This window comes from Dyadobacter sp. CY327 (assembly GCF_021390415.1).
Lineage (GTDB): Bacteria > Bacteroidota > Bacteroidia > Cytophagales > Spirosomataceae > Dyadobacter > Dyadobacter chenhuakuii.
Genome location: NZ_JAJUXJ010000004.1, coordinates 1 through 14,385, shown reverse-complemented (window position 1 = coordinate 14,385; position 14,385 = coordinate 1). Strand labels below are relative to the sequence as shown.

The following is a 14,385-nucleotide window of genomic DNA, read 5'->3' as shown; positions in this document are numbered from 1 at the left end:
ACATGGTTTAGCATTGAATTGCCATTAAATAATTTAACTTTGTATTTAAATATTTGGCTTAAAGCAATATTGTGCTGATAAAGTTGCGTTAGCTAAGTAGTTTGTACAAACATAGTATGTAACGGCAGGCTTTGTGAGCCTGTTTTAGATATGAAAAAAAAGCTTTTCCTTTTCCTGGCATTGAGTAGCGTAGCCTTTTTTGTGGTCGTCTCCTGCTTTCAAAAAAATAATACTTTACAAAAAGGCGGCAGTGAAGGGCTTGTGAGCTACAATTTTGACATTCGTCCGATCCTCTCCGACAAATGCTACGCCTGCCACGGACCGGATGCCAACAAACGCGAGGCGGGCCTCAGGCTCGATTTAGCCGAAAATGCTTATGCGAAGCTGAAAGATGGAAAAGGAGTTGCGATTTTTCCGGGTAAGCCCGAGCAATCAGAGGTTTACAAAAGGATCACTTCGGTGGATCCGGCCTATCAGATGCCCACTCCGGAATCACACCTGGGCTTACTGAGTGAAACTGAAATTGGTCTGGTTCGTAAATGGATCGAGCAAGGGGCCAAGTATGAAAAGCACTGGGCATTTACAGCGCCGGTTTTGCCGGCTATGCCCGAAATTTCAGATAAAGAGTGGCCCAAGAATGAGATCGACCATTTTGTTTTGCAAAAGATGGAAGGAGCCGGGCTTGCTCCCAACGAGCAGGCTGACAAAAGCCACCTGCTCAAAAGGGTTTCGCTGGATCTGACGGGCCTGCCGCCGACACTGGATTTACAGAATCGGTTCGCAGCTGATGAAAGCGGCAATGCATATGAAAAGGTCGTTGATGAGCTGCTCAGCCAGAAAGCCTATGGAGAGAAAATGGCAATTTACTGGCTGGATGTGGCGCGCTATGCCGATTCTTACGGCTATCAGGATGATGAAGTGCGCACGCAGTGGCCGTGGCGCGACTGGCTGATTAATGCATTTAATAAAAACATGCGCTATGATCAGTTTCTGACCTGGCAGATTGCCGGTGATATGCTACCTAATGCAAGTAAAGAGCAGATTTTGGCAACCGCATTTTTCCGAAACCATAAATACACCGAGGAGGGTGGCGTAATCCCCGAGGAGTACAGGATCGAATACAACATTGATAAAACCAAAACATACAGTACGGGTGTGCTGGGGCTTACTGTCGAGTGCGCCCAATGCCACGATCATAAGTATGACCCCATCTCACAGGAAGATTATTATCGTCTTTTCGCATTTTTCAATAATTCCAAAGAGCTTGGCTTTGAAGGGGATATCTCGCGCACAAAGCCTGCCAAAAATCCTATTCTGCATATTTCCGACGAAGAGGCCAAATCCCTTTTAACATTTATCAACAAGCCTGATACGAGCCTGCTAATGGTCTCAGTGATGGGAGATCGCGATACGCTCCGGCCTACCCATATTCTAAACCGCGGTGTGTATGATGCGCCTGGCCGCGTGGTTACGGCCTCGGCGCTGCCTGCGGTCATGAAATTTGATACCAACGGACTTCCTCAAAACAGATTGGGTCTGGCCAAATGGACGACCAGCAAGAGCAACCCGCTTACTGCCCGCGTTTTTGTAAACCAGATATGGCAGGAATTTATCGGACGAGGCATTGTAAAAAGCACGGGCGATTTTGGAATGCAGGGTGATTTGCCTACCAATCCTGCGCTGCTGGATTGGCTCGCAGTTGACTTTATGAACCATGGCTGGGATATAAAAAGGCTTGTTAAACAGATCGTAACATCGGCTACCTACCGCCAATCGGCCAAGATTACCGAGCAGAAGCTCAAAGCGGATCCTGACAACATTTTTCTGTCGCGCGGGCCGCGTTACCGGCTTCCTGCCGAACTGGTCAGGGATATGGTGCTTTCTACGAGCGGGTTATTGGTGTCCAAAATAGGAGGGCCCAGCGTAAAGCCTTACCAGCCAAAGGGATTATGGGAAGCGGCTACCTCGGGCAGGGGCACATTGAAAACCTACCAGCAGGATAAAGAGCAAGCATTATACCGTAGGGGAATGTATACATTCATCAAGCTGACGGTTCCGCCGCCATCCATGATTATTTTTGATGCCAGCAACCGCGATCATTGTGAGATCAAGCGCTCCAAGACAAATACACCCTTGCAGGCCCTGGTTATGCTCAATGATCCTACGGTCCTGGAAGCATCCCGGGTTTTGGCAGAAAAGCTTACAGCCAAATCAACCAATATCGAAACCAACATTAAGGAATCTTTTCAGAGAATCGTCTGCCGCCAGCCTACGGATAAGGAAGTCAAGCTGCTTACCGAGTATTATAACAGTGAAGCTTCCATGTTTGCAAAGGATAAAAAGCATGCTTTCAAAGTATTGAATGTGGGTGAATACCCAAGGAATGAAAAGGTAAATGAAGTACAGGCGGCCGCCCTGATGCGGGTGATCAATACCCTGTACAACATGGAAGAAACCATTACAAAAGGCTGATTAACAGCTTCAAATCATGGAGAAACAAGTTTTTGATTACGGACTGAATACCACACGAAGACACTTTTTGTCCAAAATGAGCTTAGGCCTTGGAGGCGCTGCTCTGGGCTCGCTGCTGATTCCTGACCTCTTTAAGGGAAGCGGCGGGGAAGTTAATTCGGATGCGATCATGGCAGGTCTGCCGCATTTTGCGCCCAAAGCCAAACGCGTGATTTACCTCTTTCAGAACGGGGCGCCTTCGCAGCTGGACTTGTTTGATTACAAACCCATGCTTAATAAAATGCACGGGCAGGACCTGCCCGAATCCATACGGGGGACGCAGCGCTTAACGGGGATGACGGCCAATCAGGCCAAATTTCCGCTGGCAGGCTCCGTTTTCAATTTTAAACAATACGGAAAATCGGGTGCATGGATGAGCGAGCTGCTGCCACATATGTCTGGCATAGTCGACGATCTTTGCATCATTAAAACATTAAATACCGAGGCCATTAACCACGATCCGGCCCTGACGTTTTTTCAGACGGGCGCCCAGGTAGGTAACCGGCCCAGCTTCGGCTCCTGGCTGAGTTACGGGCTGGGCAGTGAAAATCAGAATCTTCCGGGTTTTTGCGTGCTGCTTTCCCGTGGTAAAGGAAATGGCCAGGGCGTTTATTCCAAGTTGTGGACGAATGGCTTTCTGGATTCAGTGCACCAGGGCGTGCAGTTCAGCAGTGGTGAAAATCCGGTTTTGTATTTAAATGATCCGGAGGGCATGGACAGGACCCAGCGCCGTAAGATGCTCGATAAGCTCTCTGAGCTCAACCAGGGAACGTATAATGAGTTCGGTGATCCTGAAATTACGGCCAAAGTCCAGCAGTATGAAATGGCTTTCCGGATGCAGACAGCCGTTCCGCAAATCACTGATATGAGCAAGGAGCCCGAGTCCATTGTCAAAATGTACGGCCCCGAATGTCTCGTGCCGGGCACTTATGCGGCCAATTGTCTTCTGGCCAGAAAACTCTCCGAGCAGGGCGTACGCTTTGTGCAGCTCTATCATCAGGGCTGGGATAGCCATGGCGGACTGCCGAATGAAATCAAAGGCCAGTGCATGGATGTGGACCAGGCCTCGGCAGCGCTGGTGACAGACTTAAAACAACGCGGGCTGCTGGATGAAACGCTGGTAATTTGGGGAGGGGAATTTGGCCGAACAAACTATTGCCAGGGAACATTGACCAAAGACAATTACGGGCGCGACCATCACCCGAGGGCATTCACCGTGTGGATGGCAGGCGGCGGCGTAAAACCCGGCATCGTTTACGGCGAAACGGATGAATTTGGCTACAACATTGCCAAAGACCCGGTGCACGTGCACGATTTTCACGCTACGATACTCAACCAGCTGGGACTGGATCATGAAAAACTGGTTTATAAACACCAGGGACGCCGTTACCGCCTGACGGATGTGGCAGGCAAACTGGTAAAAGGTATTATTGCGTAAATAAAAGCTTACAATGCGCCGATTTGTATCAGATTGGAAAGGGTTGATTTTCAACACCGCCCTTTTTCTGAATGGGTTACTCGTTTTTCTTTTAATCTTCGAAAGCCGCTTTGCGGTTCCGTTTTGGATGCAAGCGGTGGGAAGGATGCACCCATTGGTGCTGCACTTTCCGCTGGTGGTGCTGATTTTGTACAGCATTTGGGTCGTAGCCATCGAAAGGCCGGACTCTACGCGCTGGAATGCCGAGATTGCCGATACCCTGCTGGCCATTGGCGCATTTACAGCGGCGGTTGCAGCATTTTCGGGCTTTGTGCTCTCGCGCGAGGATGGATACGAGTCGGATACATTGCAGTGGCACAAATGGCTGGGTGTTGCCATTTCGCTGATGAGCATTGGCTGGTACGGACTAAGGCAGTATCTGATGCCCTGGAAGCTGCTATCAAAGCTAGTTGCGGGCATCTTTTTGCTGGTACTATTTGTAGGAGGACACTTGGGGGGTAACTTGACGCACGGGGAGGATTTTCTTATATCGCCGCTTGGCCCTTCGGCTGAGGAGCGTCCCAAAGTTGCATTGGAGCAGGCAGAGGTGTATGAGCACCTGGTAAAGCCCGTTTTGGAGCAGAAATGCATTTCCTGTCACAATCAAGAAAAATCAAAAGGCAATCTGCAAATGCAAACGCAGGCGCTGCTTGTAAAAGGAGGGAAAAGTGGCGCGCTATGGGATACGACCAAAGCAGACCTGGGTTTGCTGATCAGCAGGCTGCATTTGCCATTGGACGACAAAAAACACATGCCGCCACGCGGGAAAGTTCAGCTTACCGAAGAAGAGGTGGTTTTACTGGCAGCCTGGGTGAAGGCCGGTTCTCGTTTTGATCAGAAGGTCAGCACACTATCAGGCCAGGATCCCATCTATGCTTATGCCCAGAATACATTAGGGGGCGACCGCACCGAGGAGCAGTACGATTTCAGTGCAGCAGATGCAGACGAGGTAAAAAAACTGAATTCCACTTACCGGCTCATCAAGTCGCTTTCTGCCGAATCTCCTGCATTGTATGTGAACTTTTACAACAGCGCTAATTTTACAAGTGAAGAGATAGCCGGCCTGATGCCCTTAAAGAACCAGATTGTTTCTATGGATTTAAGTAAAATGCCATTGAAAGATGCTGATCTTAAATCTCTTACACAGTTTACCGAGCTGCGCAAGCTGATCCTGAACTTCACAGACATTACCGGCGCTACGCTGGGTGAGCTAAAAAAACTCGAAAAGCTAAGAGAGCTTTCACTGAGCGGAACAGCCGTGAAAATGGAGCACGTAAAGTCACTGGAAACATTTCCTTCTTTGAAAAAGGTCTTTATATGGAGCACCGGCCTGACTACCAATGAGCTTGCAGCATTAAGAAAAGGCCAGAAAATAGCGTTTGAAACAGGTTTTAGAAGCGATACCGTTATTCTTCCGCTCTCGCCGCCTACCATTGTCAACGAAAGCCAGATCCTTGCAGCCGATGGATTGGTCTCTCTCAAACACCAGATTCCCCAGACCACCATTCGCTATACATTAGACGGCTCTGAGCCCGACAGCACCCAGTCACTGGTCTATAAAAAACCTATTCAGCTATTTGAAAACAAGCTTTTAAAAGCCAGAGCCTATAAAGACGGCTGGTATGGCAGCAAGCCTGTCAGCAGACGTTTCTTCAAAGCCAGTATGAAAATAGACAGCGTAAGATTGGTCAAGCCAGCCGATCAGCGCTATGCTGGGAAAGCTGGGGCGACACTCATAGACGGTGTGAAAAGTGAAGATGAGCAGAACAGTGGAAAGTGGCTGGGCTACAATGAGGATTTTCAGGGTTATCTGTATTTCAAAAAGCCTGTCCAGGCCAGCCGCGTTACGCTTAGCATGCTCCGAAATCTGAACGGCTCTATTTTTCCGCCTACACGTATAGAGGTGTGGGGAGGCGCCGATGAGAACTCGCTTAAATTACTCAAAGTCATCACGCCGCAAATGCCGGTCAAAGATATTCCTGGCGTGGAAACGATTCTTTATGAAGCGCCATTTGAGCAGCAGCAACTCAGCTGCATTAAGGTGATAGCTAAGCATTTGCCTAAACTTCCGGCATGGCATTCCGGTAAAGGCAACAAGGCGTGGGTGTTTGTCGATGAGGTGTTTGTCAATTAGTAAAATCAAAAATCGCGATGTTCAAACTGACCGGAATCCGTTCTTTTATAAAGCTATTGTCGTTGCTGATGCTTTTTGGTCTTCACCAGACTTACGGCCAGCAAAAAACGATCTGGAAAATAGGGGAGGCTGATAATTCGCCTGGCGGCCTGGCCCTGGCGCCCGACCAGTTTAAGCGTTTTCTGGAAAAGGATTTTGGTTATGAAGATAATTTTTTCCTGGTAGGACACTCCGACGCTCAGAAAGACTGGCCTTACGTTTTGCCCGGGCCTGTTAATGGTTGGGGTGGAACAGGAGGAACTTCCGGGATCCGCTCGCACTTTCTGACCGTATTATTTGACATTAAAAATAAAGCTGCTTCTGGTAAATGGGATCTGCTGATAGATGTTCTGGAAACGGATTCGCTGGTCGCACCTTTTTTTAAGGTTATGGTCAATGGCCGATCCTGGGGTTTTCAGCTGGCGAAGGGATCCGGCTCGAAGGATCCAGATAGAATAACCACACATTCAAAAGAGCAGCTGGCCAGAATCGAGATCCCTTCCGAGCTGATCAAAGCCGGAGTCAACGAAATTGTCATGACAACCCTGCAAGGCGGCTGGCTTGCATTTGATCAGCTCAGGCTGGAGGGCCCCGCCCAGGCCATGCTTGCAGCTTCGGGTAAAGCCCTGCTCAGAAACGTCAGCGCGGCCGGTTATGAGCTAAACGTTGACGGAAAACAGGTTCAGCCTCTGCTAGTTGACATTACTCAGCTTAGCGGCGAGCCGGTGATCGAGGTCAAGCTCGACGGAAAGTCGATTTTGAATCAGAAAATCGAAAAGGATCGCTATATGTTGGAAGCGCCTATGCCTGCCGTCACCCGATCTGCATCGGCCACATTCGAGGTCTATGCTGATAAGCAGCTGATTAGTTCGGGCAAAGTCCAGCGCGATAAGCAAAAGCTCAAAACACCTGCCGGTTATGTCAACACGATGCTGGGCGCCGGACATTCGCGGTGGATGATTGCGCCCGGTCCGTGGATGCCGTTTAGCATGGTGAAGCTGAGTCCTGATAACCAAAATAATGGCTGGCAGGCAGGATACGATCCTACATTTGAATCCATAGGCACATTCAGCCACATTCATGAATGGACAATGACGGGCCTGGGCATTTTCCCCACCGCAGGACCATTACAAATCAAGATGGGCGATCAAAATAAGCCCGACGAAGGTTACCGTTCGCGCATGGATAAGCGCTCGGAAGAGGCGCCTTTGGGTTACTACAAGGTAAATCTGACAGACAACAACATCACAGCAGAACTGACGGCTACAACACGCGCATCCTTTCAGAAATACACTTATCACAACAGTGATACCGGCCGCATTATGGTCGACTTGCAGATTCCGACCGAATATGGTTACAAACTTAAAAATATCAAGGTCGATAAAGTCAGCGCAAACCGCATTGAAGGATTTAGTGATCAGCTATCAACCGATGTCTGGTCTGGGGGCATTGACCAGCAGTATAAAGTCCATTTCGTTATAGAGTTTGACCAGCCTATTAAAAATTATGGCATCTGGCTTAATGAGCAGATAAAGCAGCAAGCCAACCTTTTGGCAGACAGCGCCAAAAACGCGGGACTGTTTTTGGAATTTGATACCAAAACAAATCACATTGTTCAGCTAAGAACCGGAATTTCGTATGTAAGCGTCGAAAACGCGGCGCTCAATCTGAAAACGGAAATTTCAGAGCCCTTCGGCTGGGATTTTAATAAGGTAAGAAGCAATCAGGAAGCGGTCTGGAATGAGCTGCTGGGACGTGTAGCCATTACCAGTAATGATAAGCGCGAAAAAGAACGGTTCTATACCAATATGTACCGCTCACTGGCCAGCAGGAACGCTTTCAGTGACGTGGACGGCAGCTGGCGCGATGCGGATGAGGTCGTTAACAAATTTGAAAACAAAGACGATGTGGCATTGGGCTGCGACGCGTTTTGGAATACTTTCTGGAATTTGAACCAGTTCTGGAATCTGGTTACACCGGAATGGTCCAACAGATGGGTGAAGTCTCAGCTGGCCATGTACGATCGCAGCGGTTGGCTGGCAAAAGGGCCAGCAGGCATGGAGTTCATTCCGGTTATGGTGGCCGAGCACGAAGTTCCGCTGATTGTGGGCGCATACCAGATGGGGATCCGCGGTTACGATGTCAACAAAGCATACGAAGCCGTCCGTAAAATGCAGACAACCACCGCTGAGGCAGTAGGAGGCGGGCGCGCCGGCAATGAGGATTTAACGACCTACCTCAAACATCATTATGTGCCTTATGACGAAGGCCGGTTTTCCAACTCCTTGGAATATAGTTTCGATGATTACAGCGTCTCCCAGTTTGCAAAGGCATTAAATAAAAAGCAGGATTATCAGCAGTTTTCCCAAAGAGGAACTTGGTGGAAGAATGTAATTGACCCCCAAACCGGCTTTGCGCGCATGAAAGATGCGAAAGGCAACTGGCTGGCAGATTTTGATCCTTTCAAGTCAGGGGCAAACCATCATTATGTGGAAGGGAATGCCTGGCAGCTCACTTTTTTTGTGCCCCAGGATGTAGCCGGCCTGGCCAGAACGATTGGGGAAAACGAGTTTGTAAAAAGATTGGACTGGGGTTTTAATGAAAGCGTCAAATGGCGCTACAACGGTCCGAATGATCAATATTGGGATTATCCTGTGGTTCAGGGAAATCAGCAGTCCATGCATTTTGCATTTCTTTTCAACTGGGTGAAAAAGCCCTGGCTGACCCAGAAATGGAGCCGCTCGGTTGTGGACCGTTATTACGGACACGAAGTTTCCAATGCTTACCTGGGCGATGAAGACCAGGGCCAGATGAGCGCGTGGTTTGTGATGAGCACGCTCGGTCTTTTTCAAACGGACGGCGGAACGCGCGTAGATCCGATCTACGAAATCGGAAGTCCAATGTTTGAGAAAGCGGTCATTGACCTGGGCGGGCAGTTCGGCAGGGGCAAAAATTTTACCATTGAAGCTAAAAATACTTCCCGAAAAAACGTCTACGTGCAAAGTGCGCAGCTGAATGGCAAGCCACTGACCAACTTCTGGTTCAAAGCCTCGGACTTATTGAAAGGCGGCTCGTTGATACTGGAAATGGGCCCTACACCAAACACAAATTGGGGGACAGCAACGCTTCCCACCGCGGATTGACTATGATTTCTGGTAATTAAACTGGTTCAAAGGTCTGTATGGTCAATACTAACTATGCAGCAATGCTAACTAGATAAAATTAGCTACAAAGCGAATCCCATAGCGTAAATTCCTTTATTATTGCATCTTCTTTATTCAAGACGCTTAATTTATGTCAAATAACGTATTCGATTTTGGAATGATCGGGCTTGGAGTAATGGGTAGGAACCTGTTGCTGAACATGGCCGATCACGGCTTCTCTGTTATCGGTTTCGATAAGGACGGAGCCAAAAACGCAGCATTGGAATCTGCTGCAACGCCTGGAACCACTGTAAAAGGGGTGGCCGAGCTTGCAGAAATGATCCAGCTTTTGCAGCGCCCGCGAAAGGTGATGATGCTTGTTCCGGCAGGTCAGCCTGTTGACGACGTGATCGCTTCTTTGCTTCCTTTACTGGAAAAGGGCGATGTGATCATTGATGGTGGAAACTCGCATTATACCGATACTTTAAGGCGCGTGAAATATCTGCGCGAGAAAGAAATACATTTTATGGGCATTGGTGTTTCCGGTGGAGAGCAGGGCGCGCGTACGGGCCCGAGCATCATGCCGGGAGGCGATCAGGCTGCCTATGAGCATGTTAGGCCAATGCTTGAAGCGATTGCTGCCAAAGTGGACGGAACTCCCTGCGTTGCTTACCTGGGAAAAGAAGGGGCTGGCCATTACGTTAAAATGGTGCACAATGGCATTGAATATGCCATTATGCAGTTGATCAGTGAGTCTTACGCCATTTTAAAACACGCCGGACTTACCAATGAGCAGCTTCATGAGGTGTTCGAAACCTGGAATGAGGGCGATCTGCAATCGTTTTTGGTTGAGATCACAGCGGATATTTTCCTGCAAAAAGATGATAAGAGTGATGCACATCTTGTGGATGTGATCTCTGATAAAGCGGGTTCAAAAGGAACCGGCAAATGGACTTCACAGGATTCTATGGAACTGCCTGTGGCTGTGCCCGTTATAGATACGGCGGTGGCTATGCGGACACTGTCCGGATACAAAGACGAGCGTATCCAGGCTGCTGAAATTTATGCAAAAGATGGTTACGGCTCATCGGCTCCCTCGGATGAATTGATCCAGCAGGTGCATGATGCATTGTATTTCGGAACAATACTGGCCTACGCGCAAGGATTAGCGATGTTGTTTCAGGCTTCGAAAGACCTGGCTATGGACATTCCGCTTCCCAAAGTTGTGAGCGTATGGAGAGGCGGCTGCATTATCCGTTCCTCGTTATTGGAAGTCTTCACCAAGGCATATACGCAAAGCCCGGAATTATCCAACATTCTCTTGAACCAAGAGGTAGCCGAAGTCGTTAAATCGATAGAAGATAATACGCGTTCGCTTATTGCGTTTGCGGCCAAAGCGGAGATTCCGGTTGGAGGGTTAATGTCGTCACTGGCTTATTTTGACGCATATAAATCCAAGAAAATGCCGACCAACCTGATCCAGGCCCAGCGTGATTATTTTGGGGCGCATACTTATCAACGTATCGATATCCCCGGTACTTTTCATACAGAGTGGGGTCAACAATAAATTTGAAATTTTATGCAAACCACTAAACGTCCACCTGCCTCAGTAGTCTTTATTTTCGGAGGAAGCGGGGACCTTAATTACAGAAAACTTACTCCCGCGCTCTATAATCTATTCTTAGATAACTGGATGCCCGAGAAGTTTGCCATAGCGGGCATTGGCCGCAGTGCTTATTCCAATGAAAAATACCACGAGCATTTATTAGACGGTGTTACCAAGTTTTCGCGCCGTAAGGGAAAGCAAAACGGTCATTGGACAGAGTTTACCGAGCACGTGTCCTATCTGCAAATGGATGGCGACGATGCGGCTGCCTACCATTTGATCACGGATCTGGTCAAACAAAAAGAAGAGGAGTGGGGCGTGCATCCCAATGTTATATTTTACCTGGCCGTTGCCCCTCAGCTTGTTCCTTCCATCGCACAGAAATTAGGCGCGTTGAAGATATGCTCGGAAAAAGGCACGACAAGGATTGTTGTTGAAAAACCTTTCGGACATGATCTGGAAAGTGCCCATGAGCTTAATGAGCTGCTTTCGAGCATGTTTGCTGAGGAGCAAATTTTCCGTATCGACCATTATTTAGGAAAAGAAACGGTTCAGAACATTCTGGCATTGCGCTTTGCCAATGCGCTTTTTGAGCCGCTCTGGAACCGCCACTACATTGATCACATTCAGATCACAGCTGCTGAAAGCGTTGGATTGGAGGGCAGAGGAGGCTATTTTGAACATGCTGGGGCATTGCGCGATATGGTGCAAAACCATATTCTGCAAATCCTTTGCATGATTGCCATGGAGCCGCCTGTTTCCTTTGATGCCAATGAGATCCGTAATAAAAAAGTAGACGTTTTGAATGCGATCCGTCGCATTACCAAGGAACAGGTTCACGATTTTGCTGTCCGCGGCCAGTATTCCGGCGGATGGAAAAAGGGTGAAAAAGTGGTTGGATATCGTCAGGAAGAAGGAGTTAATCCTCAGTCCAACATTGATACCTTCGCTGCTGCCAAATTCTATATTGATAACTGGCGCTGGCAGGGCGTTCCTTTTTATGTGCGTACGGGTAAGTTTTTAAATCAAAAAGCCACGCACATTACATTGCAGTTCAAACCTGCTCCACATTACGCCTTCCCTTCGGAGGCTGCCGAAACATGGCGTTCTAACCGGTTGACTATCAGTATTCAGCCTAATATGGACATTAGCATTCGTTTTCAGGCGAAACGTCCTGGTCAGACCATGACGCTGGATCCTGTGGATATGACATTTGATTACGACGCAGTGGCGGGTGAGCATGCACCGGAAGCATATGAAACATTGCTTCTGGATGTAATGGAGGGCGATGCAACATTGTTTATGCGTAATGATCAGGTGGATGCTGCCTGGAAAGTTATCATGCCGATTCTGGAAACCTGGGAGAGCAGAACACCGCAGGATTTCCCTAATTACGCTCCCGATTCGTGGGGGCCAGATGGCGCCGACGCACTGCTTGCACGCGACGGTCATACCTGGATTAACCTTCCACCGGCTCCTTAACATATGGAAATTCACATTGCAAACGATACGGGGCGGCTTAGTCATGATCTGGCCGCCTGGCTCAGTGATTACATCAAGGAAGTGTTGTCTAAACAAGACCGCTTTACTTTCGTGTTATCCGGAGGCAGCACGCCCAAGCAACTCTATGCATTGCTTGCCGAATCACCTTATAAAGAGGCGATTGACTGGCAAAAAGTACATTTTTTCTGGGGAGATGAACGCGCTGTTCCTTTTGAAGATTCGCGCAATAATGCCAAAATGTGTTATGATGAACTGCTCAATAAAGTGCCGGTTCATGCCGATCACATTCACATCATGCGCACGGATATCGAACCGCAAGAAGCTGCCCTTGAATATGAAAAGGTTCTGAAACAGTATTTTAAAGACTCCGAAACGACTTTCGACTTTGTTCTTTTAGGCATGGGCGATGATGGACATACCTTATCGCTGTTTCCCGGCACCGAGGTGATTCATGAAGAAGATACTTGGGTTAAAGCATTTTATCTGCCCGCTCAACAGATGTTCAGAATTACGTTAACAGCGCCAATCGTTAACAATGCGGCCTGTGTTGCATTTCTGGCAGCCGGAGCCGGTAAGGCCGAAACATTAAAGCATGTTTTGAAAGGTGAGCCTAATATTGATCTTTATCCATCCCAGATTATAAATCCTTCCAAGGGACAATTGCACTGGTTTGTTGATCAGGCGGCAGCTGCTATGCTCTGAGAGTTAACTTTATTCAATACAAAGAGAGGCGCATCTGATCGGTGCGTCTCTTTTGTTTGTGTGGCTTTTTGATACGTTTAACATTCCAAAGTCACCACTGGATAAAAATATTATGTGCCCGGATTTGTTCATGCTACATTTATTTAAAACAAACCTCGCTCACATGAAATACTTACTTAAAATCCTGGCGGTCATTATCGTCATCACTTATTCACTCCGGCTTGTCAATTCACAATCCGATGTGCTTGTACTAAGCGGTTTAGCCATTATTGGCAGCTCGGTCTATTTGCTTGCCCGGGATCTTGATCGTTTTTTAAGCTCACTTAATTCTGAAATATAATGACGCTGGCTAGAAAAATTATAATAGGTTCGGTAAGTTTCTTTGTGGCTGTGATCGCGCTTTTTGTCCAGCCTTTTACTTTTGAAAACATTGACGCGGGAAATGTCGGAATCCGCATAAACCTTTATGGAACCGACAAAGGCGTTGATAACATCACATTGGTTACAGGCCGTGTTTGGTATAACAGCTGGACTACCAAGATCATAGAGTTCCCGACTTTCACTCAAAGTGTGGATTATGATTCTTTTGTAATAACAACGAAAGATGCGGCTGAATTCAAGGTAGATCCAAAATTGAACTACCACATTAACCCTGAAAAAGTGCCTCAGATTTACCGCCAATACAGACGACCGTTAGGTGAAATTCAGCAGGGTTTTATGAAAAATACAATCTACGATGCATACCGGATCGTTGCCAATTCATTCAGTTCGGATAGCGTTATGTCAAACCGGGAAGCATTCGAGGACCGCGTTCAGAATGTGCTTACCAAGACACTGGGTAAAGATGGCTTTATTTATGACCAGCTGACTTCGGCCATCACGCCGCCGCCCTCACTGCGACAAATGATCGATGAAAAAAACACATCGATCCAGGCTCGTCTGAAAGCTGAAAATATGGCAAAACAGGCCGAAGCGGAAGCAAAAGTAATCATTGCCCGCGCGGAAGGACAGGCGAAGGCAACATTGATAAAAGCCCGCGCCGAAGCGGAAGCCAACCAATTGCGCCAGAAAACGTTGACGCCACTACTGATCCAGCAGGAATGGGTTTCCAAATGGAACGGCGTTCTGCCCACCACCAACGCCGGCGGCAGCACCAGTTTAATGCTTGGAATAAAATAATCCTTCTTTTCCCAGATTGAAATCTGGGGCCAGTTAATGGGTCGTGCCTGACGGCACTCGCGCTTGCAAGTGCCGTCAGGCACGACCCAAC

The 14,385-nt window shown here is 48.1% G+C and carries 9 protein-coding genes; all 9 read left to right on the top strand.

What is annotated here, in order from left to right; all coding sequences use genetic code 11:
* The first annotated feature begins 150 nt into the window (after nt 1–150).
* Nucleotides 151–2,472, top strand: coding sequence for a PSD1 and planctomycete cytochrome C domain-containing protein (locus LZG74_RS11765; RefSeq protein ID WP_233796776.1), 2,322 nt, complete (start codon nt 151–153; stop codon nt 2,470–2,472).
* Between the two features lie 16 nt (nt 2,473–2,488).
* On the top strand, nt 2,489–3,949 hold the full coding sequence (locus tag LZG74_RS11760) for a DUF1501 domain-containing protein (protein ID WP_026632232.1): 1,461 nt from the start codon (nt 2,489–2,491) through the stop codon (nt 3,947–3,949).
* A gap of 13 nt (nt 3,950–3,962) precedes the next feature.
* Nucleotides 3,963–6,122 carry an FN3 associated domain-containing protein gene (locus LZG74_RS11755; protein ID WP_233796775.1) on the top strand — a complete coding sequence of 720 codons (2,160 nt, stop codon included), beginning with the start codon at nt 3,963–3,965 and terminating at the stop codon, nt 6,120–6,122.
* 17 nt (nt 6,123–6,139) lie between these two features.
* A complete protein-coding gene (locus LZG74_RS11750; protein ID WP_233796774.1) occupies nt 6,140–9,304 on the top strand; it encodes a GH92 family glycosyl hydrolase in 3,165 nt (1,054 codons plus the stop codon).
* Nucleotides 9,305–9,455: 151 nt separating this feature from the next.
* Complete coding sequence (gndA, locus tag LZG74_RS11745) at nt 9,456–10,871, top strand: NADP-dependent phosphogluconate dehydrogenase (protein ID WP_233796773.1); 1,416 nt, start codon at nt 9,456–9,458, stop codon at nt 10,869–10,871.
* 12 nt (nt 10,872–10,883) lie between these two features.
* A complete protein-coding gene (zwf, locus tag LZG74_RS11740; protein WP_233796772.1) occupies nt 10,884–12,392 on the top strand; it encodes a glucose-6-phosphate dehydrogenase in 1,509 nt (502 codons plus the stop codon).
* A 3-nt stretch (nt 12,393–12,395) separates the two neighbouring features.
* Nucleotides 12,396–13,115, top strand: a complete 720-nt coding sequence (pgl, locus tag LZG74_RS11735) for a 6-phosphogluconolactonase (RefSeq protein WP_233796771.1) — start codon at nt 12,396–12,398, stop codon at nt 13,113–13,115.
* 163 nt (nt 13,116–13,278) lie between these two features.
* On the top strand, nt 13,279–13,455 hold the full coding sequence (locus tag LZG74_RS11730) for a hypothetical protein (protein WP_169720064.1): 177 nt from the start codon (nt 13,279–13,281) through the stop codon (nt 13,453–13,455).
* Nucleotides 13,455–14,294 (top strand): SPFH domain-containing protein, encoded by an 840-nt coding sequence (locus LZG74_RS11725; protein ID WP_233796770.1) that lies wholly within the window; start codon nt 13,455–13,457, stop codon nt 14,292–14,294. Before LZG74_RS11730 ends, LZG74_RS11725 begins: the two co-directional genes overlap by 1 nt.
* Nucleotides 14,295–14,385 lie beyond the last annotated feature (91 nt).

Bases quoted from the DNA above. Each gene is read 5' to 3' on its own strand.
- LZG74_RS11725 (WP_233796770.1), top strand. From the start codon at position 13,455: ATGACGCTGGCTAGAAAAATTATAATAGGTTCGGTAAGTTTCTTTGTG.
- LZG74_RS11730 (WP_169720064.1), top strand. From the start codon at position 13,279: ATGAAATACTTACTTAAAATCCTGGCGGTCATTATCGTCATCACTTAT.
- LZG74_RS11765 (WP_233796776.1), top strand. From the start codon at position 151: ATGAAAAAAAAGCTTTTCCTTTTCCTGGCATTGAGTAGCGTAGCCTTT.
- pgl (WP_233796771.1), top strand. From the start codon at position 12,396: ATGGAAATTCACATTGCAAACGATACGGGGCGGCTTAGTCATGATCTG.
- LZG74_RS11750 (WP_233796774.1), top strand. From the start codon at position 6,140: ATGTTCAAACTGACCGGAATCCGTTCTTTTATAAAGCTATTGTCGTTG.
- LZG74_RS11755 (WP_233796775.1), top strand. From the start codon at position 3,963: ATGCGCCGATTTGTATCAGATTGGAAAGGGTTGATTTTCAACACCGCC.
- LZG74_RS11760 (WP_026632232.1), top strand. From the start codon at position 2,489: ATGGAGAAACAAGTTTTTGATTACGGACTGAATACCACACGAAGACAC.
- gndA (WP_233796773.1), top strand. From the start codon at position 9,456: ATGTCAAATAACGTATTCGATTTTGGAATGATCGGGCTTGGAGTAATG.
- zwf (WP_233796772.1), top strand. From the start codon at position 10,884: ATGCAAACCACTAAACGTCCACCTGCCTCAGTAGTCTTTATTTTCGGA.